This is a genomic window from Methanobacterium sp. CWC-01, assembly GCF_030323845.1.
Classification (GTDB): Archaea; Methanobacteriota; Methanobacteria; order Methanobacteriales; family Methanobacteriaceae; genus Methanobacterium; species Methanobacterium aridiramus.
The window spans coordinates 422,625-447,739 of record NZ_CP040735.1 but is presented as its reverse complement, the minus strand read 5'-3'; the positions used below and the strand labels follow the sequence as shown (position 1 = coordinate 447,739).

General features: G+C 41.3%; 25 protein-coding genes and 1 tRNA gene. 16 read left to right on the top strand and 10 right to left on the bottom strand.

The window, feature by feature from the left end; translation table 11 throughout:
• Window positions 1–41: 41 nt before the first annotated feature.
• Window positions 42–1,826, bottom strand: coding sequence for an adenosylcobalamin-dependent ribonucleoside-diphosphate reductase (locus tag FGU46_RS02275; RefSeq protein ID WP_286476111.1), 1,785 nt, complete (start codon window positions 1,824–1,826; stop codon window positions 42–44).
• 271 nt (window positions 1,827–2,097) lie between these two features.
• On the opposite strand from FGU46_RS02275, the gene FGU46_RS02270 reads away from it, so the two are divergent.
• On the top strand, window positions 2,098–3,645 hold the full coding sequence (locus FGU46_RS02270) for a Mur ligase family protein (RefSeq protein WP_286476109.1): 1,548 nt from the start codon (window positions 2,098–2,100) through the stop codon (window positions 3,643–3,645).
• 174 nt (window positions 3,646–3,819) lie between these two features.
• Here the strand turns inward: FGU46_RS02270 and larC2 are convergent, their stop codons facing one another.
• The 5 genes from larC2 to FGU46_RS02245 form a co-directional block, all read right to left on the bottom strand.
• The gene (larC2, locus tag FGU46_RS02265; protein WP_286476107.1) at window positions 3,820–4,344 is read right to left on the bottom strand and encodes a nickel pincer cofactor biosynthesis protein LarC2; all 525 of its coding nucleotides are present in this window, start codon (window positions 4,342–4,344) and stop codon (window positions 3,820–3,822) included.
• Between the two features lie 15 nt (window positions 4,345–4,359).
• Window positions 4,360–6,138: a hypothetical protein gene (locus FGU46_RS02260; protein WP_286476105.1), complete on the bottom strand. Its 1,779-nt coding sequence runs from the start codon at window positions 6,136–6,138 to the stop codon at window positions 4,360–4,362.
• Window positions 6,139–6,381: 243 nt separating this feature from the next.
• Entirely contained in the window at window positions 6,382–6,789 is a 408-nt protein-coding gene (locus tag FGU46_RS02255; protein ID WP_286476103.1) for a hypothetical protein, read from the bottom strand.
• Between the two features lie 155 nt (window positions 6,790–6,944).
• The gene (arfB, locus tag FGU46_RS02250) at window positions 6,945–7,640 is read right to left on the bottom strand and encodes a 2-amino-5-formylamino-6-ribosylaminopyrimidin-4(3H)-one 5'-monophosphate deformylase (protein ID WP_286476101.1); all 696 of its coding nucleotides are present in this window, start codon (window positions 7,638–7,640) and stop codon (window positions 6,945–6,947) included.
• 55 nt (window positions 7,641–7,695) lie between these two features.
• Entirely contained in the window at window positions 7,696–8,172 is a 477-nt protein-coding gene (locus FGU46_RS02245; protein ID WP_286476099.1) for an RNA-binding protein, read from the bottom strand.
• Window positions 8,173–8,281: 109 nt separating this feature from the next.
• Between FGU46_RS02245 and FGU46_RS02240 the strand changes: the two genes are divergently transcribed.
• From FGU46_RS02240 to cfbC, 8 genes are all read left to right on the top strand, one after another.
• A complete protein-coding gene (locus FGU46_RS02240) occupies window positions 8,282–8,524 on the top strand; it encodes an LSm family protein (RefSeq protein ID WP_286476096.1) in 243 nt (80 codons plus the stop codon).
• A gap of 57 nt (window positions 8,525–8,581) precedes the next feature.
• Window positions 8,582–8,764, top strand: coding sequence for a 50S ribosomal protein L37e (locus tag FGU46_RS02235; RefSeq protein ID WP_286476094.1), 183 nt, complete (start codon window positions 8,582–8,584; stop codon window positions 8,762–8,764).
• On the top strand, window positions 8,765–9,655 hold the full coding sequence (locus FGU46_RS02230; RefSeq protein ID WP_286476092.1) for a toprim domain-containing protein: 891 nt from the start codon (window positions 8,765–8,767) through the stop codon (window positions 9,653–9,655).
• A gap of 69 nt (window positions 9,656–9,724) precedes the next feature.
• Window positions 9,725–11,125, top strand: a complete 1,401-nt coding sequence (gene purF / locus FGU46_RS02225) for an amidophosphoribosyltransferase (RefSeq protein ID WP_286476090.1) — start codon at window positions 9,725–9,727, stop codon at window positions 11,123–11,125.
• A gap of 161 nt (window positions 11,126–11,286) precedes the next feature.
• Window positions 11,287–13,440, top strand: coding sequence for a PAS domain-containing sensor histidine kinase (locus FGU46_RS02220; RefSeq protein WP_286476088.1), 2,154 nt, complete (start codon window positions 11,287–11,289; stop codon window positions 13,438–13,440).
• A gap of 102 nt (window positions 13,441–13,542) precedes the next feature.
• Window positions 13,543–14,775: a U32 family peptidase gene (locus tag FGU46_RS02215; RefSeq protein ID WP_286476086.1), complete on the top strand. Its 1,233-nt coding sequence runs from the start codon at window positions 13,543–13,545 to the stop codon at window positions 14,773–14,775.
• A 208-nt stretch (window positions 14,776–14,983) separates the two neighbouring features.
• Window positions 14,984–15,454, top strand: a complete 471-nt coding sequence (locus FGU46_RS02210) for a CBS domain-containing protein (RefSeq protein ID WP_286476084.1) — start codon at window positions 14,984–14,986, stop codon at window positions 15,452–15,454.
• Between the two features lies 1 nt (window position 15,455).
• Window positions 15,456–16,253, top strand: coding sequence for a Ni-sirohydrochlorin a,c-diamide reductive cyclase ATP-dependent reductase subunit (cfbC, locus tag FGU46_RS02205; protein ID WP_286476082.1), 798 nt, complete (start codon window positions 15,456–15,458; stop codon window positions 16,251–16,253).
• A gap of 184 nt (window positions 16,254–16,437) precedes the next feature.
• On the opposite strand, the gene FGU46_RS02200 is transcribed toward cfbC, so the two are convergent.
• Window positions 16,438–16,896, bottom strand: coding sequence for a GIY-YIG nuclease family protein (locus FGU46_RS02200; RefSeq protein ID WP_286476080.1), 459 nt, complete (start codon window positions 16,894–16,896; stop codon window positions 16,438–16,440).
• Window positions 16,897–17,039: 143 nt separating this feature from the next.
• On the opposite strand from FGU46_RS02200, the gene FGU46_RS02195 reads away from it, so the two are divergent.
• On the top strand, window positions 17,040–17,471 hold the full coding sequence (locus FGU46_RS02195) for a DUF371 domain-containing protein (protein WP_286476078.1): 432 nt from the start codon (window positions 17,040–17,042) through the stop codon (window positions 17,469–17,471).
• 36 nt (window positions 17,472–17,507) lie between these two features.
• Here FGU46_RS02195 and FGU46_RS02190 read toward each other — a convergent pair.
• A tRNA-Leu gene (locus FGU46_RS02190) sits at window positions 17,508–17,594 on the bottom strand.
• A 138-nt stretch (window positions 17,595–17,732) separates the two neighbouring features.
• Here FGU46_RS02190 and FGU46_RS02185 point away from each other — a divergent pair.
• Window positions 17,733–18,020 (top strand): DUF167 family protein, encoded by a 288-nt coding sequence (locus tag FGU46_RS02185; protein WP_286476076.1) that lies wholly within the window; start codon window positions 17,733–17,735, stop codon window positions 18,018–18,020.
• Window positions 18,021–18,178: 158 nt separating this feature from the next.
• Window positions 18,179–19,024 (top strand): UTP--glucose-1-phosphate uridylyltransferase GalU, encoded by an 846-nt coding sequence (galU, locus tag FGU46_RS02180; protein ID WP_286476074.1) that lies wholly within the window; start codon window positions 18,179–18,181, stop codon window positions 19,022–19,024.
• A 13-nt stretch (window positions 19,025–19,037) separates the two neighbouring features.
• Here the strand turns inward: galU and galE are convergent, their stop codons facing one another.
• On the bottom strand, window positions 19,038–20,024 hold the full coding sequence (gene galE / locus FGU46_RS02175; RefSeq protein WP_286476072.1) for a UDP-glucose 4-epimerase GalE: 987 nt from the start codon (window positions 20,022–20,024) through the stop codon (window positions 19,038–19,040).
• 507 nt (window positions 20,025–20,531) lie between these two features.
• On the opposite strand from galE, the gene FGU46_RS02170 reads away from it, so the two are divergent.
• Window positions 20,532–21,170, top strand: coding sequence for a hypothetical protein (locus FGU46_RS02170; protein WP_286476070.1), 639 nt, complete (start codon window positions 20,532–20,534; stop codon window positions 21,168–21,170).
• An 89-nt stretch (window positions 21,171–21,259) separates the two neighbouring features.
• Window positions 21,260–21,742 (top strand): thermonuclease family protein, encoded by a 483-nt coding sequence (locus FGU46_RS02165; RefSeq protein WP_286476068.1) that lies wholly within the window; start codon window positions 21,260–21,262, stop codon window positions 21,740–21,742.
• 4 nt (window positions 21,743–21,746) lie between these two features.
• On the opposite strand, the gene FGU46_RS02160 is transcribed toward FGU46_RS02165, so the two are convergent.
• Window positions 21,747–22,280, bottom strand: a complete 534-nt coding sequence (locus FGU46_RS02160; RefSeq protein WP_286476066.1) for a hypothetical protein — start codon at window positions 22,278–22,280, stop codon at window positions 21,747–21,749.
• Window positions 22,281–22,434: 154 nt separating this feature from the next.
• Here FGU46_RS02160 and FGU46_RS02155 point away from each other — a divergent pair, with 154 nt between their 5' ends.
• Entirely contained in the window at window positions 22,435–23,571 is a 1,137-nt protein-coding gene (locus FGU46_RS02155; protein WP_286476064.1) for a DNA double-strand break repair nuclease NurA, read from the top strand.
• 1 nt (window position 23,572) lies between these two features.
• Window positions 23,573–25,114, top strand: coding sequence for an ATP-binding protein (locus tag FGU46_RS02150; protein WP_286476061.1), 1,542 nt, complete (start codon window positions 23,573–23,575; stop codon window positions 25,112–25,114).
• The last annotated feature ends 1 nt before the right edge of the window (window position 25,115 follow it).

The window sequence follows — 25,115 nt, the reverse complement described above, 5'->3', positions numbered from 1 at the left end:
TCCTTTAAACCTGGAGGGACACCCTACCGAGTATTCGGAGTTCATACTATCGTATTGTCTAAATTATGCTTCATTTTATGTCCCATTATTTTTGCATTGGCTCCTATGTTTAGAACTTGTTTTTCTCTGCTCCCGTACCGATAAACCGTGATTCCTTTACATTTAAGTTGATGGGCCAAGAGAAAAACAGCCTTAACGTCCTGGGGTGATGCTTCACCCGGGAGATTGACTGTTTTGGAAACTCCATTGTCTACAAATTCTTGAAAAGCGGCTTGAATCTCCACATGCCATTGCGGATCCATCTGATGGGCGGTTACAAATAAGTTTTTAATATCAGGGGGGACTTCGTTTAAACCCTGTAGGGAGTGCCTTCTAGCTATTTTCATCATAAGCTCTGTAGTGTAGAATCCCCTTTCCCGGGCAATTTTCTCGAATAACCCGTTTACTTCCAGAAGTTGAGTACCCCCCATAACTTCCCTTATATAACAAACCGCGAAGAGAGGTTCTATTCCGCTGCTTACGCCTGCAATTATGCTTAAAGTACCCGCAGGGGCGATAGTCGTGGTAGTTGCGTTTCTAATGGCATTAAAACCTTCTTTATGCCATTTACTCCCCTTAAATGCTGGGAAAGATCCTCTCTTTGTTCCAAGTCCGGCCGAAGCTTCCCTGCTGTTTTTACTGATGAATCTCATAATTTTCCTGGCCCATTCCAGAGCTTTTGGAGTGTTGTAGGGGATCCCCATCATGATGAGCATCTCGGCAAACCCCATTACTCCCAGACCAAGTTTCCTGGTTTTTAAACTCTGGGTTTCTATCTCCTTTAAGGGAAAAAGGTTGGCATCAATGACATTATCCAGGAAATGAACAGCAGTTTTAACCACAAAATCAAGTTTATCCCACAAGAATTTGCCGTCCTTAACCATTCTGGCCAAATTCACGGATCCCAAGTTGCAGGACTCATAATCGAGGAGGGGCTGTTCCCCACAGGGATTGGTGGCATTGATCCGGCCTAGATGAGATACAGGATGGGTGTGGTTTATCTGGTCTAAAAATATGATCCCGGGGTCCCCACTTTTCCAGGCCATTTCTACCATGAAATCAAAGACTTCCCTTGCAGACAGGCTTTTTACCACCTCCTGGTTTCTAGGGTTCACCAGGTCGTAGGGCTCACCTTCTTTCACAGCTTGCATGAACTGATCATCAACACCCACTGAAAGATTGAAATTGGATAGTGGACCTTCCATCTCCTTGGCCTTTATGAAATCCAATACGTCCGGGTGGTTGACATTCATTATAGCCATATTTGCACCTCTCCTCCTGCCACCTTGTTTTATTACTTCAGTGGCCACGTCAAAAATGCGCATGAATGAGAGGGGGCCGGAAGCAATACCCTTTGTTGATCTAACCACATCACCTTGTGGCCTTAGATTGGAAAAAGAAAATCCTACCCCTCCTCCTGATTTATGGATTAGAGCCATATATTTCAGGGTGTTGAAGATGCCTTCCACAGAATCAGGTACCGGTAGGACGAAACAGGCTGATAACTGATTCATTGAGGTGCCGGCGTTCATTAGGGTGGGAGAGTTGGGAAGAAATTCTAAATTAGCCATTAAATGATAAAAATCTTCTTCTAATCTATCTACATCTGTATTTTTATCGTAAAGAAGATCCACATGGGCTATAAAACTGGCAACACGTCTGAACATCTCTTGGGGAGTTTCAATAATCTTGCCAAGTTCATCTTTCAGAAGATACCTTCGCTCTAGGACCTTCAAGGCATTGAAGGAAAGTTCAGGAACCGATGAATTCTGTTCCCCATCTTTCATAGTTACACATCCTATATTCTACTGTCGAACTAAGTTTTGTTGTTCACAATACAAGTTTTCTAGGATTGAATGCTATTTTTTTTTGTTTAAGATGAATATCTTCTTTAAGATGCCAGGAACAAACAGTCACTTAATATGGAATTAGTTAGTTTATATAACTCATAAATTCACAGATGAAACCCACAAGAGAAACAATCACACAAAAGAAATAATAAATGTGAATTCAAAAAGGGCATTATAACAAACACATTCGTAATTTAAAGATGATAAAATGATGAGGGACACCAAAATAATGGTAGTAGGTGCAGGTAATGCGGGAAGACCTGCGGCTCAGCTTTTAAACTACGTGGGAAATGAAATTAGATTAATAGACCAAAAAAGTTACTCTGAACTTCCCCAGAAGGCACAAGATCAGTTAGAAAACCTTGAATCCAGTGGAATTACTTTAGAACTTGGAGAAGATCCCAATGAAAGTATAAAATGGGCTGAGGCAGTTTTCATCTCACCAAACATTCCTGATAATGCTTTAATTCGCGATTTAATCAGGAAAGAGCAGAACAATAGGGATCTGAAAGAAATAAACACTGCTGATATTGGTCGTATCCTAAATTCCCTGGTAAAGATGCCCATTGTGGGAGTGGCTGGAACTGATGGGAAAACCACCACCACCAACATGATTTTTCATTGTTTTAACCGGGCATATAATCCGCTTCTTTTCTCATCACTACAGGATTCTCTGGTTATTGAGGGGTTAATCCGATTAATAGTATCTGATACTGAGAACTTTGACCTGGCTGTTATAGAACTTCCCCATGGCACAATCCGGATGACTGAGGGACTGGAAATAGCGGTGGGGGTGGTTACCAACATGACTCCCGATCATATGGAAGAATTCGACTCTTACTCTGATTACATTCAAAGAAATTTGTCCATCAAAGATCTGTTACATGAAAATGGAATTCTGGTGGTGAATGGTGATGACCCCATCCTTAGCCAGGCCCATCTGGATGATTATGAAACCATTTATTATGGGCTTAATCAACCCAAAACTATTGAATACGATGGTGAAGTTTACAAAAGCACTGGTAAAACAAGATTTAACTTAGTAGCGGATCAGATCAAAGATAAGGGCATGTTTGGATCAGAATTCAGGGTAAAAATTTTCAAAATACCCACCCTAATCTGTGAAAACTGTAACGAAATTAGCTGTGAATGTGGAGATTTCAAAAGAAAATACACTGATTACCAAACTACTAATATAAAAATAAGTCTTCCTAGCACCTTTAATATTGAAAATACCCTGGCCACCATAGCCACGACTCTGGCCTGGGGGTATGATCTGGAAACAGCAAAAGCTTGTGTGGAAAGTTTCACCAACCTAAAGGGACGTTTTGAGAAAATTGGTACCGTGAATAATGTTGACGTATATCTAGACGCTGCCCACAATCCAGATAGTATCGAGATGCTTTTAAGCAGTTTAAAGGTTGAGGGCAGGCTTATCGTTACCCTGGATAATCCCGACACCCTAACCATACGTAATAAATTTAAAATTGGACAAATTCTGGGCGAATACGCCGATATTTTAATGGTCAGTGCTAAAAATGAGACCACCAAAATGGTTGATACCGATGCCGCAGAAGAAGTCCTCAGAGGCGCTAACCTAAGTGACCAATCCATGACCCTGGATGTAGAGGAGGCCATAAAGCAAGCACTGCAAAAGGCAGTTAAGGGTGATTTAATTATCCATATGGGTCCCGGTGTGGTTAACGAATACCAAAATGTTAAAAATGATATTTTAAAGGCCTTATTTCCGATGTGAACCTGGACTTGAAAAAAATCAAATTAAGGTCATATTTTTGGTGATATAGGAATCTAAATGAACTTAGCTGGGATTTTCAGCTGGCTAATCTTTGTACAGATTCTAGTTCTGTAGTTTGTCGAATGCTGTTCCTTTGCGTTGATTTTTACAATAAACCCTGAAAGCGGAAATTGGTTATTCAATTTCAAGATTTACATCAGTAACTTCTACAATCACATCCGAATCATGTAACATTTTTTTATAAGCTTCCGCTTCTATTATTGTTTTCAGTTTTGATAGCGATATTTTAATCCCTTTAGAGGCAAGATCAAGGGCAATGGTCCTTATGTCCTCATATTCTGCTTTAAGGGACAACAATTCACTTTTATTTTGTACTAAATATTTTATACGTACTTCTGATTCTGACTGCACCTTTCCTGCTTTAAACCTAACTTTTGTGGACTTCACTTCGTAAGGAAGGGCTAAATGTTCAGCATGGATAATTTTAATCCCTAATGTCCCAAACTCAAGAGCAAGTAGGGAGGAAATATCATCAAGTTGGGTTCTATTAACGTCCACAAAAATTATGTATTCTATCCTCCCTTTCTTGGTAATCGCATTTAAAACATGTATATTATTAGCTCCAGCTGCCAGAACTCTTTCGATAATATAAGGCAAGCCTTCAGCTGGCAGATCATCTACCGTGGTCATCAGGAGCATTTAATTCACCAGAACTTAGAATTCTGACATTATTTTCCTAGCCCGGTTGGCGACTTCTTCTGCCCTGGGAATTGCTCCCGGGATTGCTGATGAGATGTAAGCTCCGGTAACAGCCTTTTCAGCTATATCTTTAGGTGGGATGTCAGTAAGGGTAGCAGCCACAGCCGCTGGCACTATTATATTGATAATAGTGTGTCCACATAGTTGTAACTCCACGACAGGCACGGCTGCTAAGGGGATGGCCTCTAGTAGATCTTGCTTTTTATTAATAACAGCATCAGGAATCACCTTATGGGATAAACCTTCAAAGACTACTTTTTCACCGTCAACTGTCACTTCTACATTGGCATCGGTATCAAAGCCACAGTATTTCATCAGGAAGTCGTTGGGTTTTCTACGGGCACATCCCTTGTAACTGGTGATTTTTATAACTATATCTTTACCAGTCATTTGACTGAATAGATGACCGCAGGCATTTTCTACGTTCTCTAACTTTTCATCATCGAGCATGCGCACTATTTCATCCAGTTCATTACCATTCTTAAGCTGGTCATATGTAAATTTAGCCCGATCATAGACTGCCTTGGTCACCGCACCATCAGTGGCTAGTATCATGGCTTTCGTTACCGGCCCCCGGTTCACCTGTTCAGCTTTTCTGGAAATGGTGTTAGTGGCTACCTTGGCAAATTCGGGTTCGAGCCAGAAGTTTTCTTTGATTTCTTTTATTTTATCAGCTGCTTTTTCTAGGTCGCCTTTGCTTTCGATTAGAACTTTCATGGCTAACACGGCATCTGCGGTCATGTGGCCCAGTGGAGGTTGTAAAGGCCCTCCAGAGAAACCAGCACCAATCGCCAGTGATTCCTCGAATGCAGATAGCATCTCTTCAAAGGCGATCATACCCACCACTGAGGGACCACCAATATCTTTGAGTATAACTCCCAGGTCACCGACCAGGCGGGCGGTGTCGTATTCTTCGCTGGTACCCCTAATGTGAAGTTTTTCGGGTAGTCCAGCAGCTTCTACTGCCCCCATTCCGGCCAAATAGGCGCTGTTAGCTTTGAAGATTTCGCCGTACTCTTCTGCCACTTCTGAATCAGGGTGCACTATCTCCAGTATAGCTGCCGCACCGAAGATCGCGGCCATAATGGGGCTGGGTGGCATTCCTACATTGGCATAGGCTTTCAACATGCCCCTGGTCCCGGAGGCAGCACCATTCTTGGCCAGTTCGGGGAAGGCCACGTCTTCCCCCAGGGCACCGTGACCGTACAATGGCCCTCCACCCACTCCCAGTGGAAGGATGCTACCATCTATGCGTGATACTTTGTTATCAAAAATATCATCGTACAATGCCTTTACTGCAGCATAGCCGGATATCCTGTTGTTCACCTTGGCGGTGGGAATGGCCAACACTCCGCACCGGTCGACTCCTGCAATCATCCTGGCCATGGCTCCCAATTTTCGGTTACCAGCAGGCACACCTGCTTGGGCATTTGATCCGGCAAAATAGCATAAAGTTGCAGCTATCAAGGCAGCATTAGCAGGATCAGCTCCAGCTAGCTCCGCTGTGTCTATAGCTTTCTTTAAAACGGTATCTATGGGTAAATACTGGACGTTTTCATCAGTAAGCTTTAATTGAGTGCCCCTCAACACTTCTTGAGCAATGGTGTTTGCGGTACAAATTGCAGCGATGTTTAACATACCATGGCCCTTTGTAAGAGCCTCTATACGGTCGTTAGTCAACATATCCACGTCAGAAACCGAAGCCATAATAGCTGAAACTATTTCCTTTTTCACGATAACATCTCCTTATAGACTATAGGGTGAAGTTTAGTAAATAATTTAGCAAGTTATGTGAAGAAAAATTTTAAGATAAGGGTAATTAGTATAAACACCAGTTTCGTCATAAAAACCGCTGAACATACAAAAATGATTACAGGTTATCTGACAATAAAAACTGGATAAATTGATTACGCTACTTACCAGCAATGGCATGTTGATTTTTTTTAAAAAAAAGAATAGAAGATTTAGTCCATGGATTTAGTACATGGAAATTTCCTGTACACCAAAAACGCTACCAGTTTCTCCATCTACTTTAACATAGGCCACCACGGTACCTACTGAGTGTTGCCCTTCCTTGGTTACAACCACGGGAACGTAGTATATGCCTCCTTTTAAAGAGGGAGTGCCGGCTTCAGTATTGGAGAATTGATCGGGATTGGCAGCCATGTAATCTGCTGCAATGGATTTAGCCTTTGCCGCGGAAATTTTAACCGAAGTGGACTGATTATCCTGTACTTGCTGAGAATTGTCAGCGGTGTTGGTGGTATTGTTGGTTACATTTAATGTGGCATTCTCTGCTGGTTGGCTTATCCACAGATAGGCCACTGCCCCCACTAAAAATATAACCACCACTAACAGAATCAGAATAATGCCTTTATAGTTCATAGAATATCATCTCCTACTGGTTTATTTCTATATTTCTATATTAATTAATTTTTTGGATAAAAGGACCTAAACTAACCTCTTAGGGGATAAAGATAGTTTTTTTTAGAGTATTTAAAAAAATATAAATTTTAAAATTAAAAAAATAATAGAGTATTTCAAACTTCAATCAGACTCTTGATATCTTTAACCACATCCCCAATAGCCTCTTCCAGTAAAGATTTGCCCAGTTCCGGGTCTACCCGGATATATTTCCCCTCCGCCTCTCTTGCCCCTCTATCGATTCCATCATCAGCCTTTCTTGCTTCTTCAAGTCCAATCATACAGAATTCAGGATACTTTCCCACGTTACAGTGTTCTTCCAGTCTTTTGTGATCCGTAATTCCCAGGAACTCTCCCATGGACAGTTCCCCGGTTCCGGCATGCGGACCTTCAATCTCGACGATACGATTGTTAAAACTAATATGGAGTCCTAAATCTTCTTCAACATCTTTCAAATAATCTATTATGGGCACGTTACCTCCATGTCCATTGATTAGTATGATTTTTTCCAGTTGCAGACACTTTTTAGCGGTACGGAGGGTGGGTTTAAGCTGTCTTTCCACCAGTTCCAGGGGTTCCAGGTGCACGCCATGTTTAACATAGCTGTATTCGGTGGCGGCATATAATATCCCTAAAAATGCAGTTCCGGTCCGTAGGGATGCCTGGAGTGCAATATAGGCCGCTATTTTTGAGTCCGTATCTATTGGTAACGCGGCTCCATGGTTTTCCAGGTGTGAACCAAGGGCTAACACGCCTATTTTATGTACATAGGGTGATAAGATATTTCCTGAAGAGTATCTCAGTTTTACCATGTTTATACCTGTAGATCTGTTCTTTAAATAAAATGAAAGTCACTTAAAATTTTAGTTAAACTTCTAAATTCCAGATCTTATCCCCCACATAGTGCAGTGTCTTCACCGCTTTACCCTGCTGGTTTTTCACCATCTCGTCTCCAGAAATAAGGGCACGACCTATACATAGAGGTTTTCTGTGGGTTTCTTCAATGATGACCACTATATCGCCTTCTTGTATTTGGGGGTCGGCTTCCACGATACCGGGGGACATGACATCTGCACCTTTAGCCACGAATTTCACAGCACCCATATCCACCACCACGTAATGAGATTCTAAAGAACGTTGTAGAACTCCTTTAAGGGCAGGATAAGGTTCTCCGTCAAGTATCATTATTAAGGGTTCGCCATCTACCAATATAAGGTCTTCCACGTCGGTCTCTAACATTTCTATCTGTGCATTGGCCGGTAGGAGGTCAGAGTAAATGCCAAGTTTTTCCTTTACCTTTTTGAGGTATTTCTTTTTAAGGTGGTAACGTTTTTTTATTCTCAAATAAACAACACCTCATTAGCTTTTCTTCTCTCTCATCTTAATATTTTTAAGTGACGGTACATTTAAATATAAATCTCAACTACATGATGGTAAAGGAAAGGTGATAATAGTGAGTGGACAGAAGAATGTTAACACTTCCCGACCACTGGATGTTTTAGGTAGATCACTAAACTCCCAGGTCCTCATTAAATTGAAAGGTGGACGTGAATTCAGGGGAGTTCTAGAAAGCTTTGACATGCATATGAATCTGGTCTTAAATGACGCTGAAAAATTAGAAGATGGAGAATCAACCACCCGTCTAGGAGTGGTACTCATTCGAGGCGATAACATCGTCTACATATCACCCGGATAGATTTTTGGTTTGTCTGGATAGAAACGAATTGTATTTAATTTTTACTGGAGGTAAATAATGAAAGGTACACCCTCATTTGGTAAGCGTAACAAAAAAACCCACATACGATGCCGTAGGTGTGGTAAAAACTCTTACAATGCCAGGAAAAAGTACTGTGCTGCCTGTGGATTTGGAAGATCCAGCAGAATACGCACTTACAACTGGCAGAACAAGAAACTCAATGGATACAGGTTGAAATAGATGGACATGAGAAACCCCATCGACGTGCGTATCATTGTGGAAGGAGCGTCCGACGTGGAAAACGTCTCCCGGGCCCTGCAAAACATTGCCCTGGGAGCAGAGTACCACATCACCATCTCCTCCATTGTACCTACCACCAGTCCTGAAATTGCCAAAAAGGCAGTTGGTGGGGCCGACATAGTATTGATAGCTACTGATGTAGACGCACCCGGCAGGGAACTGGCTGAAAAGTTCCAGAAAACCCTCCGGGGAGAGGTGGGGCATGTAGAACGCATGAAACTACCCTTTGGACACGATGTGGAATACATCGATCCAGCCATCATTCGTAGGGAGATAAAAAACGCCATTATTCGTTCGGGGCTCATCGCCATTGCCAACATAAACCGTTTTCAGGACGTTAAGGATAAACTGCGCCGATCTGAAGACACCATCAAAGAAATTCAGAAAGAGAATGAAGAACTCTTACTTTTAAACGAAAAACTGGTTTATCAAAACCAGGAATTATCATCCTCCCAGGAACTCTTAGAATCCAAGTTAAAAAGTCTGAAGGAGGAATTCAAGGTTTTAAAACAGAAATATGCTGATACAAAAAACAAACACAGCATGCTGCTTAACAAAAACCTTTTCGAAACTTTTCCTATACAAAAACTCTGGAAAGAAGAATTTAATGAAGATTTGACTGTAGAAGAACAGGTTATCTTCATCACCAGCGAATTCAAGCCGGATAATATTCTGATGGGTCAGGGGTACATTGCTGCTCCATCCAAAAAAGAAGCAACCGAGTGGTTGAAGGTTATTCGCACGGTCCTAATTTTTTATGATTCTAAACTGGAGGATCTTAAGGAAGAAATGGAGGAAGATAAACTCAGCCTTCACCTTCTTAAGGAATAAAATTTCATGAAGATTTCCATATTATTTCTCATTATTCGTTAAATACGCATAGTATCGGGAGAACTTGAAGTGCAAGATAAATGTGGTATTGTAGGTGCTTATTCTCTTAATAAGTTGAAAAATGTATCTAGAGATATTTATTACGGACTCTACGCCCTGCAGCATCGGGGTCAGGAATCTGCAGGCATATCATCCCATAACGGTAATCAAATGTGCACTTATCGTGGGATGGGATTGGTCTGTGATGTTTTCAACAATGGAAATGTGGAAGATCTGAAGGGTCATGTGGGAATAGGGCATGTGCGGTACTCTACCACGGGTAAATCTCTATTAGAAAATTCACAGCCTTTTGTGGCTGAATTTGATTCAGGAAAAATTTCGGTGGCCCACAATGGGGATATAATTAACTCTCCAGAGCTTCGCCAGGAGTTGGAAAAGAAAGGGATTCAATTTTGCTCCACTACCGACTCCGAGGTCTTGTGCCATCTTTTAACCGGGGAGTACCGGAATACCGGGGATATGGTGGAGTCTGTTAAAAACGTTTCAAAACGACTTGTAGGTTCATACTCTCTGGTGATCCTATTAAATGATGATCTGATTGTGGTTCGTGATCCTATTGGTATAAAACCACTGGCCATGGGGAAAATAAATCAAACCACCCTGGTGGCCTCAGAAACAGTTGCTTTTGATGCTATAGGTGCCAGCTACGTTCGGGATGTTGAACCTGGTGAAATACTACTTATAAACGATGAAATTAAGAGTTACCAGATGCCTCGGGATAAGAATATTCCACGAGCCCATTGCATGTTCGAATATGTTTATTTTGCCCGTCCAGACAGCATCTTAGACGGACGTTCAGTCTACAACGTGAGACTAAACATTGGGAAATCCCTGGCCCGACAGTACCCGGTGGAGGCTGATGTGGTTATGCCTGTTCCGGACTCGGCCATCACTGCCGCCATAGGATATTCACGGGAGTCAGGATTACCATACGGTGAAGGCCTTATCAAAAACCGTTACGTGGGCCGAACTTTTATTATGCCCACCCAGGAAGAACGAGAGAACTCAGTTCGTCTTAAAATGAACCCCATACGTTCTGAACTGGAGGGTAAACGTATCGTAATAGTGGATGACAGTATTGTCAGGGGAACCACTTCCAAAGCCCTGGTGGACGTGATTCGTGATGCAGGAGTGGAAGAAATTCATCTCCGAATAGGATGTCCGCCTATCATTTCCCCCTGTTACTATGGCATTGCCATGGCCACCAAAAAGGAGCTGATTGCCTCGGATAAGAAGGTGGAAGAAATCCGGAAAACCCTGGGAGTTGATTCCTTGGGATATTTAAGTGCAGAGGCCCTGGTGGAGTGTATTGGTATCAAAAAGGATGAATTGTGTATGGGTTGTTTGACTGGTGACTATCCCACCGATTTACCGGATAATATAGCGGACTACGAGGCCTGCCGGTGTTAAATAAGGATAATAGTTTTTTTCAGTCCATGAGACAATTACCAATTACCTACATTTGAATGTATCTTTTAGATCAATAAAGTATATATCATGGCAATTCAAGAGTACAGTTGGCAATAGTTCTTAACATATTGACAATTTTATTGATAACACTCGAAAAAAATGTGAAAAAAAGGAAATGCTGGAATTTGATGATCTATTGTGGTGACAGGAAACCTGAAACAACAGTTAATGGTCATTCTGACCAAAAAATTTATGAAGAAAAAGTTAATGAAGAATTCTTTGATTCGGGGGAACGTTTTTCAGGGGAACGTTTTTCAGATATCATAAAATTTCTTCCCGATGCTACTTTTGTTATTAATTCTGCCGGTGATGTTATTGCCTGGAATCAGGCCATGGAAGACTTAACCGAGGTTAAGTCAGAAAATATACTTGGTAAAGGTGATTACGAATATGCTATACCATTTTACGGTCAGAGGAGGCCCCTTTTAATTGATCAGGTATTTTTATCCGACTCCTCGGTAGCAGGGAGATATGTTCACTACCAGCATAGAGATGAATCCATCACCGCCGAAGTTTTCATTCCTAACCTTAGAGACAAGCCTACTTATCTATGGGGCAAAGCCGCTCCACTTTATAACAGAAAAGGAAAAGTTGTAGGCGCCATTGAATCTATTCGAGACATCACTGATAAAAAGGATGCCGAAGAAGAAATTAAAAGATATCAAAATCATCTGGAGGAACTGGTGGAAAGACGTACCTCTCAATTGGAAGAAACCAATGAAAGGCTTAGAATAGAAATAAAACAAAGGGAACAGGTTCAAAAAAAATTAAAATATTCCCGGGAGAAGTATCGTAGTATATTCCAGCACGCCGGAATAGGAATATTCCAGTCTACCCCGGAAGGAAGATTCTTCAATGTAAATTTAACCTTCGCCCAAATGTTTGGATACCAGTCACCAGAAGAAATGATAAATGATGTTCATCAAATTGGTCATCAGATCTACACAGAACCCGGGCGTCGCAGGGAAATACTGGATATCATCCAGGATAGTCAGGGTGTTGTAAAATTCGAGAATGAATTCATCAAGAAAAATGGGGAAAATTGGGTTGCTGATCTTAACTTAAGAGTAGTTCGTGATGATAAGGGAGATCCGATTTATTTTGAAGGATTTGTAGAGGATATCACTCAACGACGACGTATGGAAGAAGCTTTGCGTAAATCTGAATCTAAATATAGGACTATATTTGAAAATACTGGAACTGCAACAGTACTTATCGAAGAGGATACTTCCTTATCCCTCGTAAATACCGAATTCGTGAGGCTAACTGGTTTCTCCCTGGAGGAGGTTGAGGGAAAAAGCTGGATAGAATTTGTTACGGAAGAAGACAGGGAAAGGATGATGAAATATCATCTAAGACGAACTATGGACAAATCAGCCCCGAAAAACTACGAATTCAGTTTTATAAGGAAAGATGGAACTTTAGGTGATGCATACTTAACTATAGAAAGTATACCGGGAACTTCTCAAAGAATAGCATCTATTATAGATATCACGGATCGTAAAAAGTCTGAAGAAGAGCTGCGCAACCTCAATCAAAAATTAAAAGAATCCAACGTTGCCCTGGAACAATTCGCCTCTACTGCTTCTCATGACCTGCAGGAACCTATACGTATGATAATTAGCTTTTTACAACTTTTAGAACGACGTTATAAAGACAAGTTAGATCCTGAGGCTCATGAATTCATCGAATTCGCATCTGATGGGGCTATTAGGATGCAAAAGATGATTAGGGATCTTTTAACCTATTCCCGACTCACCACCCGGGAGAAGGATTTGGCGGAGGTTGATTGCCAGAGAATCCTGGATCAGGTTTTAATGAATTTGAAGGTGGCAGTGGATGAAGGTGGAATAAAGATCACCTATGATCCTCTACCAGTACTCATTGCCGATTATTCTCAGTTATTACAACTTTTCCAGAATCTTATAAGTAATGCCATTAAGTATCATTGCCGGGATAACCCCCAAATCCACATTTCAGCCCAAAAAAAAGATAAAGGATGGCTTTTTATCGTGGAAGATAATGGTATTGGGATAGATCCCAAATATGCAGATCATATCTTCATGATCTTCCAGAGACTGCATCGGACTGAGTATCCTGGTACGGGGATGGGACTGGCTATTTGCAAGAAAGTTGTGGAAAGACACGGTGGACGTATATGGATGCATTCTAAACCAGGAAGAGGTTCTAAATTTTATTTCACTATTCCAGAAATTAAGGTCATAAGTAATTCCAAGATTCAATCCAAATTCTGATCCCAAACAAAAAATGTAACCAAAAGAATGTAATGTAGGGGATTATATTATTCACAAACAGTATACTAATTTTTTTGATTGCTACTAAAGATGATCCCAAACATGAGAGGTGATAATATCGTAGAATTACTGGTGCCAGCGCGTGATTTTTCGGCCCTAAGTGCTGCTATTAATAATGGGGCTGATGCCGTGTATGTGGGCCTGGTAGGACACAATATGCGAGCCCACTCCGGGGGCTTCTCCCTGGAGGATTTGAGAAAGGCAGTAGGGCGCTGTCATGAAGCTGGTGTTAAGTTATACCTGTGCACCAACACCATTATGCGGGATAATGATTTGGAGGATTTGAGGGGGAAGCTGCCAGAAATTAGTTCTTCAGGAGTGGATGCGTTAATTGCATCTGATCTGGGTATTCTAAACCTGGCTCGACAAGGAGACCTGGATGTGCATATGAGTGTTCAGGCCAATGTGTCCAACATTGAATCTTTAAAGCTGCTGAAAGAACTGGGGGTAAAAAGAGTGATCCTCTCCCGGGAACTATCCCTCCTGGAGATAAAAGAAATTGTACAGAAGAGTCCCCTGGAGGTGGAAGTTTTTGTGCATGGAGCCATGTGCCTGGCCATATCCGGAAGATGTTTCTTAAGTTCACATCTGTACCAGAAAAGTGCTAACTGTGGAGAGTGCCTGCAGCCCTGCCGCAGGGAATGGAAACTCACTTCTCACGATTCAGAAGAACTTCTTATAGAAAAAAATTTTCCAGAAAACCCAAAAACGGGTTCAAACATTTTAACTGGACATATACTAAGTCCCAAGGACCTCTGCATGGTGGGGCACATACCGGAACTCATGGATGCTGGAATATCCTCTTTTAAAATTGAGGGACGGGCCAGACCCGCTGAATACGTGGCCACGGTCACCAGGGTGTACCGGGAGGCCATGGACCGTAATCTAAGTGGACACTGGAAATTCGAAGATAAATGGTTGAAAGACCTTAGAAAGGTGTTTAACCGGGGATTTGACACTGGATTTTATTTTAAAATCCCCCACCAGATCAGCAGTTCTAACCAGGCCACATATCTTAAAAAAGATGTCGGTGAAGTGGTTAATTACTACCAAAAGGCACAGGCTGCAGAGATAAGATTATGGGATAGTCTCCAAGAAGGAGATGAGGTGATAATTCAAGGCCCAACCACGGGATCAGTAGTCCAAAAGGTAGGATCCTTAGAAATCCACGGAAAAAGAATTCAAAAGGCGGGGAAAGGAGATAATGTCGGATTAATGGTTGAAACCAGGGTGCGTCCTCGGGATCTGATATACAAACTTCATGAAAAAGTATAATAAAAGTTCAAGTATAATAAAAGTTTATTTAACTTTAAATGAGTGTTATCTTTTGTTTTTTCTCTATTAAAATTTATAACGCAAAATGGAAAAAGAAATAATCCTATAAAACCATACTAAAATATAATAATTTAATCCAGGAAGTCTATATCACAAATTTTAGATAGAAAACCACGCTTATGGAAATGATAATGGAGATGGTCATGTGATGAAAATAGAAGATGCCATGCAGAAAGAGGTAATCAAATTCAACCCGGAGGATAGAATCGTGGAAGTAGCACAGAGCCTGCGGGATAATAAGATCAGTGGAGCACCCATAGTGAATAAAGAGGGCCTTCTCGTAGGAATAATAAGTGAAGGTGATATCATGCGACTTTTGGAGGTACACTCCCCCCGCATCAACCTGATTCTTCCTGCTCCCCTGGATCTCATCGAATTACCAGTGCGTATGAAATATGAGTTGGATGAAATCGCTGAAGACATGAACAAGGCTGCATCGGTGCTTATTGGGGAGATAATGACCACCAAGGTAATAACCATCGGTCCTGAAGCGGATTTATCTGATGCCGCCCAACTAATGGATACTCATAATATTAACCGACTGCCGGTAGTGGATGAAAATGGTAAAATAATGGGCCTGGTGACCCGGGGCGACATCATAGCCGCCATGGTGAGATGAGATGAAAAAGGCCCGGGGTATTGCCATTTACGGTAAGGGTGGTATAGGAAAATCTACAGTGGTCTCTAATCTGGCCGCAGCCTACTCCCAGAATGAAAAGGTCATGGTTATAGGCTGTGATCCCAAGGCGGATACTACTCGCACTCTGGTGGGAAGACGGATCCCCACCATCCTGGATACCATGCGTGAGAATAAAAACGCCTCCGGTGGAGATGTTTTATTCACTGGTTATGGTAATGTCATCTGTGTGGAGAGCGGAGGGCCGGAACCAGGGGTAGGTTGTGCTGGCCGGGGAGTAATTGTGGCCATGAGTCTCCTGGAGAGAATAGGAGTATTCGAGGATGATCTGGGAATAATAATCTACGATGTCCTTGGTGATGTGGTTTGTGGTGGATTTGCAGTTCCACTCCGGGAGGAGTATGCCAAAGAGGTGTACATAGTAACTTCCGGGGAATACATGGCTCTTTACGCTGCTAACAATATATCAAAAGGTATAAAGAAGCTTAAAGGCCGTCTTGGTGGTATAATTTGTAATTGCCGGGGAATAGAACGAGAACAAGAGATGGTAAGAGAATTTGCGGAGAAAATAGGTTCCCAAGTGGTAGGAGTTATACCCCGTAGCGATCTGGTTCAAAAGAGTGAAATCAATGCCCAAACGGTGGTGGAGAGGTTTCCAGAATCAGAACAGGCCCAAACTTATAGTCAACTGGCAGCTTCCATTTTGAGTAACCAGAAATTCGTGGTACCGGAGCCCATGGATGTGGAGGAGTTCGAAAAATTCTTTCACCAGTTTAATTAATTCTAAAGTGTAGCCATATTATCCACGATTTTGGTGTTTATGGGTAAAATGTCTGATTTTCCTTTTTAAGGGGATTATGGGGTTAATACGGAACAAACCCTGCATTCTGATCCCGCTTGACATTAAGTGTTCAAGTCATCCTGAGAGCAATCGTGGTGGATCGGAAGATTCTAAAGACACCTAATTATCTAGATTTTTTCAAATCTTTAATGGTTTGCTGTTCCTGTCCCAATACACTGAAGGCACGTTTACAGGCTTCAACTGCTTCTAAGCAGTCATTAAAAAAGAAAAGATGGGAGTGACACTTGCAGTCTGATGAACCAAATTTCTCTATACCCCATCCCCTATTGGAAATTTCATTGGCCACCTGACATTCCAGACGCTCAGTGGTAAGTGCATATTTTACCTCGACTATTTCTGAATTTCCATTTTGAAGTAAATAGTCTATATGCCAGTGTAATTTCTTCTCCTGCCTTAAATGTCGCTTTATACGGGGCAGGAGGGAATTCAGGGCAGAGCCTACATACACGTAACAGCCGTCTTCAAAGATGATTTTTCCTTTCTTCCCAATCTGAATGGGAGATTTCTCTTTCAGAGTTATGATAAGGCAATATACGCCGGTTAAGGGTGGGCTGGTTGTCATTTCATTAACATTAAGTTCCTGTCATTTTTTGTAATTTGGGTAACTATCTTTTTAGCTAAAACACCTTTATATAGGACTTCCTCAAATTTAGTTATCTAAAGTATGAACTAAAGAATTAATTCCCGGAAAAGGAGTATTAGATCATGGAATTCACCTTCAAAGCACAGGGACATCCCAATATCACATCTCAGCACCGATCCACATTCGAGGTAACCAGGGATCAGGAAATAGGGAAAACAGCGGATTGCATTATTGGTGTTTCAGCCGGCTCGGTAATGAAGGATATCCCTTCTCAGATGAAAATGGCCTTAAAGCAGGAAAATACGGTTATAAAATTAATTTTAACGACGGAAAATGATCAGGACGAAATATCCGGATACGGACACCCCCTTCTAACTCTGGATCATCCCACTGACATGGTATGCCGCACCAGTGACTATACTTGTAGTCGCACCCTCATGATCAGGGCGGATAAGGCTGCATGTGATCTTAACTCCATTTTAATCCAAGATCTGAAGGAAGGCAAAGTGCTGGAAGTCAAGATCATAATCGATGAAGCCAAGATAGAGCCCTAGATAGATGATAATAAATCTCTTAATAACAGGTTAAAATGGTGCAGGGGACGGGATTCGAACCCGCGAAGGGACTCACCCACTAGGCCCTCAACCTAGCGCCTTTGACCGCTCGACCACCCCTGCATTTAACATTAATTGATTTCAAGAATTAATAGAGCATACCCTACTTTTTTTCTTTCCCTATTTAAATGTTACCCAACTTTAATTCACCCAAACTTAATACTTAAGATCCACTCAAAATATTATGGAGCAGGTGATTATATGGAGGCGGTGCGGATAGCTGGAGATGATTTATTGGTGGATATTGAAGTGACAACCCGTTCCCACCACTTCGCCCTGGCTGGTTATAATGCCTGGAGAAAAACCCTGGAAGTGAAAATAAAATCACCCCCACTCAAGGGAAAGGCCAATAAGGAGATCATTAAAGAATTTTCCAATTTAACTGGCCGTCCGGTAGAGTTGGTATCAGGACTGAAGAGTCAACAAAAGACCATAAGGATTAGAGGAATGTCAAAAAAGGATTTCATACAATTGTGGCCCGAATTTTGAAGATAATTCCAGGCGAAAAAGGACAACTGATCAACTTCTTACTAAAACACCCACGATGACACCTATAACTTGATATATGTTGAAAGAAGATTAAATAAATAGGATTATCATTACAAAACAGATTTAAGAAGTTTAATACCTTTAGGGGGCATCTGATAATGAAAGCTGTAATACCTGCTGCAGGGCTCGGGACCAGATTTTTGCCGGCTACTAAGGCCCAGCCAAAAGAAATGTTACCGGTGTTTAATAAACCCACCATTCAGTATGTGGTGGAGGAAGCAGTGGCTTCAGGAATTGATGATATACTGATCATAACCGGTAAGGGAAAGCGTTCCATTGAGGATCACTTTGATCGTTCCTTCGAACTGGAGTTCTTCCTTAAATCCTGTGGTAAAATAGATTATCTGGTTGAAATAGAGGCCATATCTGACATGGCCGATATATACTATGTTCGTCAGAAAGAACAGAAAGGTCTGGGGGATGCTATACTCTGTGCCCAGAAACACGTGGATGGAGATCCCTTCGCCGTCCTTTTAGGCGATACCATAACCCAGCACAGCACTCCCTGTACTAAAAACCTTATTGATGTTTACGAAAAATATAATGCATCAGCTATTGCCATTGAAAAGGTTCCCAAGGACAAGATCGAGAGATATGGGATTATTAAGGGCCAGAAAGTAGAAGAATCAGTATATCGCATCGAGGATATGGTGGAAAAGCCATCTTTAAATGAGGCTCCCTCTGATCTGGCCATTACTGGCAGGTACATACTGCAACCGGAAATATTCGATTATCTGGAGGAGGTGCCACCGGGAGTTGGCGGAGAGATTCAGCTAACCGATGCCATGCGTCTTTTGGATTCTATTTATGGCCACGTATTCCCTGGTCGTATCTATGACATCGGAACCACTCTGGAGTGGCTTAAAAGCTCTCTGGACATGGCTCTGGAGGATCCGGAAGTGGGGGAAGAGATGAGAGAGTATTTAAAGCAAATAATTAAATAAGATTTGTGGACATTTAGGTCCCTTTATCCCTTTTTTTTAAGTTTTCATGCCATTTCCAGGCTGTACTGATAATTTGACTTAGATCATAGAATCTGGGTTGCCATTTCAGGATTTCACGGGCTTTCTCTGAGCTTCCAACCAGAATCGGAGGATCACCAGGTCTTCTATCAGTTTCAATGGCCTTAATTTCTCTTCCGGTCACTTTTCTGGCTTCTTCTATTACTTCCCTGACTGAAAATCCGTTTCCATTTCCCAGGTTGAAAACGTCACTCTCACCCCTGTTTTCAAGATATTTCAGGGCCTTTATATGGGCATCTGCCAGATCAGTTACGTGAATGTAATCCCTGATGCAGGTACCATCCTCTGTGGGATAATCCGTGCCGAAGATCTTTATAGCCTCCCTTTTACCTAGGGCAGCGTCCAGTATGAGCGGTATGAGGTGAGTTTCCGGGTTATGCATTTCTCCAACTTCCCCATCCGGATCTGCTCCAGCTGCATTAAAATACCGGAGTGAAGCGTATCTCAGACCGTAAGCCTGGCTGTAATCTCTGAGTATTTGTTCCATCATAAGTTTCCCCCTGCCATAGGGATTGATGGGGGTTTGGGGGTGTTCTTCGGTGATGGGGATCTCAATAGGATCACCGTAGGTGGCACAGGTAGATGAGAAGACCAATTTTTTAACTTCAAACTCCAGCATTACTTCCAGCAAATTTAAGGTGTTTCTCAAGTTGTTTAAATAATATTTCTGAGGGTTTTCTACCGATTCACCAACGTAGGTAAAGGCTGCGAAGTGCAGAACTGCCTCAAAAGCGTAATCCTGGAATACTCTCCTGATTTCACGGGTGTTGGAGAGATCCACACGTTCCAGGGTTCCCCATTTCACAAAATCATCATGACCATAGCTTAAATTATCAAGAACAACAGTTTCGTATCCCTGTTTATTTAACTCTTTGTTGACGTGGGAGCCAATATAACCTGCTCCTCCTGTGACCAGTATCATCCTTACCTCCTTTAAAATAATATTGATATAGTGTGGGTTATATCATTGTATGGAAAAAGTATGTTTATAAAAATATGCTGATCTGGTTCTTTTGAGTAAAAATTATATAAAAAAACCATCATTTTCATGATTAAATTATACAAAATCCTTGTTAATTTGATTCTGATAATTAATCATGGTAATTGTTCACTTTTAAGGAAATAATTATAAAATTTATAATATTAGGGACTGATTTTTTTAGAAATCTAAGTTTTAATCCAGTTAATTTCTAAAAAATATTAAAGAGGAAACATCATTGAAAATGATAAAGTATAATCCCCTATTTGAAGGCTTTAAATCTCAAAATCAATCTTTTAACGTCCTTTCTGTCGGTTTTAAATGAAAAGTTTTATTACATGGGTGTTGAAGACAAAATCTTACCCACAGTGTATGTTGTAGTAATACAGCAATGTGGAGGCGGTATAAATTAAACATAAACCCATCTATGCAATTTTATTAATATCGGGTATGGTTCTTTTTTTCCTGCCATTTGGGGCAGATAACAATGAACTAACGCCACAGGAAACTTCAAAGATACTCACCGACAAAAAAACCGTGGAAGTGGACGCAAGTTACAAAACGACCTACGCATATTCGAGTATCAGATATAAATTCGTGCGTTCCATAATGACCTACAAAAGTTCAAAAACCTACAAGGCATCCAAATACAAAACTTACCGTACATACCGTTACAAATACGTCTACAAATGGAAAAAGATAGGCAAGAAATGGAAACGGGTACGGTACTTGGTCAAAATCAAGAAGGTTCGATATAAAAGGACCACTTCGACCAAAGCGGTTTCTGCCGCTTCAAAAACCACCACTAAAGTGACACAAGGTAACCCAGTCATAACTGCTGACTATGTAGAAGCAGACGCAAGGTGTTCCTGTAGTCTATCAACTGATTACAAAATTCATCACGGGAAATACGTAAACTACTGTCCGCACTGCAAGAAAAAAGGTATTCTAAGTTACACCAGCGCTCAGGGATGTCCTGAAGGAATGTTCTACTGTGACATGAAAAAAGGTGGATGTGACGCGGATTACTGCATCGTTCATGGCAAAGAACATGTTATCAAGAATCCCAAATACCTAACACCAGCCTAGTCTGTTCAACGCAGGACAGACTAATTATCTTTTTTTATTTTAATCAAAACATATAATTAAGGTCCATCTATAAGAATTTAATAGATAACATGGATTTCAAGATAATACTGGTTATAATCGCAATATTCATAGTTTCAGTGGCTGGCTGTGTGCAGGAAGATTATAATAAATCTTACACGGGCCTATCCAATGATAAAACAACCTCCAGCTCACTCAATAACACTACCACTGTACCAGCATCTTCTTCAGGTGAGGTAACTGGAAGATGTTACCATGTGGTGGATGGTGATACCATCGATGTGGAGGGGGTGGGCCGAGTTCGTTTGGTAGGTGTGAACACACCGGAAAGAGGCGAATCAGGATATGCCGAGGCCAAAGAATACATTAAGGACCAGTGTCTCTACCAGACGGTTTCCTTAGATATTGACGATGAAAAACAGACGGATAAATACGGGCGCACCCTGGCGGTGGTCTACGTGGGAGGCCTGAACCTCAACCAGCAACTACTAAAAAAGGGATACGCAGAGATAATGTATATTCCCCCCTCAGAATTCAATCCTTACGCCTGGTGAGTTACTAAATTTCTAATAAACGATAGTAGGAGCCATCTGTCCTTTGAATCCGGGTTAAAAGACCCTTATTTTGCAGGGAGTTCAGAAGGTTGTAAACCCGGAGGTTGCTGAGCTTCAAATCCCCATATAACAGATGCCCCTCTAATATGTGGCGTGATACGGCTCCTGATTCGTCGGCTAAGGATCTTATTAATTCTAAAGATGCACGTTCTGTTTCTGAAAGTTCAACTGGCAATTCCTCGGCGGGCAAGATCTCCGATGATTCCTTTTTTTCCGGAGTTTCTGGGGAGGATATTTCTACTTCCACCGTAATCTCTTCAACACTTTCTTCGGAGGATTCAGCTTCTATCAGATTAACTTTACCACTGGCCAGTGTAATGGTCCCCTTTGATTTCATGGTATGGATTAATTCGTGGAGTTGGTCATCATTCAGGTCCAGATCCAGTTTCAGGATGCTCAGGGGGACACCTTCCTTGTATTCAGCCTGGTAATATTTCAGAGTATTCAGGACCAGGACCTCTTGGTGGGGAGTGGGCATGGTTAGTAGGTTGTTAGTAATCCTATAAAATCTCGATGATATTCAAGTAAAACTAAAATGACTCATATTTTTAGTAATATTTAATATTTGATACGTTGACATATAATTTAAGAAATAAATGCTTTTAAACCGCTGATTAGATTTTTATAAGGGTTTGGAGGGAGTTATAATTAAGAACATTGGAAATTTAGTTGATAAATTGCAAAAAAGTCTCGATGCACCAATTGGAAACCCTTTATTTCGTAGTACAGATTGTGAAGCCTATAAACTGCACAAAAAAAACTTTAATCCCATCAGATTAGGGATGGCGGATAGAAAAATGGCTTTTGTTGATGGAGGAAATCAGGAGATAATTCACGCTCCTAATTTTTCTCTTCAGGTTAATCGCGTATATTTCAACTTATTCAAAGGTAAAGAACGTATAACTCCGGTTTCAGACCTTCCCATTAAGATGGAATTCTTGTCATTGACCACATCATATTTTAATGAGGATGAGGGAGATATTGCTTATGAAACCTCCATTTTCCCTTCTATTGATGAATTTAATGATTATCTACCAAGTGAAACTGATTTGAGCTTCACTTCTGGAACTAGGGCTAGTTTTTACGGAGTAACTCGATATGATATGGAGAGAGTGGCATCTATTGCCCGTCGTTTTGCAGAATGGTCTTTATCTAAACATATCATCGAAGATGAGCTGGGAGAAAATGATTTGCTGGTTAGGGATGGATCTCTTCAAATATCATTCGCCAATGAGGATAAATACTCTGAAGACGCGTTCGACGCGGCTAAAAGAAATAAAACCGTTTTTACAGGTTTATCGAAAACATCCCATCTAACTACAGACAGTAATTTTTCACTTCTTGGCTCCATCAAGCGCTTTGCCGAAGAGTCTGGGATAGAAGACGTGGCTTGGTGCTATTGTCCGGTTGGAAGATGCTCATCTAAGGAATATAGGGCTTTAATAATGGCAGTTAAACTTAATCCTAATTCTCGACATGTTTTCCGGTTTGAAATATTAAAAGAACAAGCTCAGGAAATAAAGAAAGAGGGAGTAATTGGTGTGGTGGAGGCTATAGCTGAAAACTCTGTGGATTTATGCTTTCCTGGATATCCTTATGGTTTAATAGATGCGGATCTCCAGGCCAGGGTACGAGAGGATGAAATGGGTATTTATGAAACGAGAATTTTATCTGAGATCTCAAAAAAGCCCGGAATGCTCCAAAAGGTCCTGGCCGATATGAGGGCAGTTGATGGACATGAGATTTTAAATTATTTGGCAGGTGAGTAAGATGGATGTGGTAGGTCAAATTATTGGTGGAGGAGTAGCGCGAATTCTGATCAGGGAAAAAAGTGGAATAAAATTGGAGATGGGAGACCTACTCTTAGTGGAGGAGATGGCTGATAACTCCCTTATTTTGCAAGTTACTGATCTTCAGTATCACAGCCAAGTTCCCCAGTCCATGCGTGAACTCATATCTGGAATGAAGCTGGAAGGACAGGGAGCCAGTTTGGACTTCATGGAGCCAGAATTACGTAACTACATCGTGGCCCAGGCCAAGGCCATTTTACAGATAAGAGACGGACAGTCCGGTATACCAAAATCTCTGCCAAACTTCTTCAGCTCCGTCAGGCACGTTAACGAAGAAGATCTCAAATTTTTAACCAAGCCCCAAAATCCATTATACGTCGGAGATGTTAGAAGTGGTTCGAAATTAATCAAATCCCGGGTATATCTTAATGCTAAGGATGCAATTCCTCATCACATCCTTATACCAGCTACGACCGGTAGAGGAAAGAGTAATCTGGTTAAAGTAATGTTATGGAGCATTCTAGAACTTGAAGGGTTTGGAATCCTGGTTTTAGATCCCCACGATGAGTATTATGGGCGTAACGAGAAATGCCTAAAGGATCATCCTAAAAGTGGGAATCTAGTCTACTATTCACCTGATGCTCCCCCTGGAACCAATTCACTCATAATAAATCTCGAATCCATTAAACCACATCATTTTAGGGGTATTGTGACTTTTAGCGAGGCTCAAAATGACGCAGTAAATTTGGCTTACAGTATGTATGGTAAAAGTTGGATTTTGAAGATATTAGAAGGAGTAAATATTAAAGGTGTGAAGCCAGGTACACTTACGGTTATAGAAAGGAAATTTAACAGCATACTCGGTATTTACATCGATGATGATGGAAATTTCCAATCTAGAAACAAGTTGTTCAGCGACACAGCCGGTGAAAGTACTATAAAAGACATAATACGATCCTTAGAGGAAGGTAAAATTGTCGTAATTGATACCTCCCGTTTAATGGGAAATGTGGAACTTGTAGTGGGCAGTATAATAACCGGAACCATATTCAATAACTACCAGCGGTACAAGGCAGAAAATATTTTGAGAGAAAAACCTATTATAGGTGTGGTAATTGAGGAAGCACCACGTGTACTCGGTGGAGATGTAATATCCGCACAGGGACACAACGTTTATAGTACAATTGCCCGTGAGGGGCGGAAATTCAATATTGGACTCATTGCTATTACCCAACTAGTCAGCCTTATACCCAAGACCATCTTAGCCAATATGAACACCAAAATCATTCTTGGAAATGAAATGTCTCAGGAAAGGTCAGAAATAATGGCCAGTGCTTCTCAGGACTTATCGGATGATAATCGAAACATTGCTAGTCTGGACAAAGGTGAAGCAATCGTTACCAGTATTTTTACCCGCTTTGCGGTTCCTATAAAAACCCCATTTTTTGAGGAATTTATTGAAAAGTATTTGGACGAAGAAACTGAAGAAACTGGAAATAGAGGTAAATTAGCCTTTATTTAGG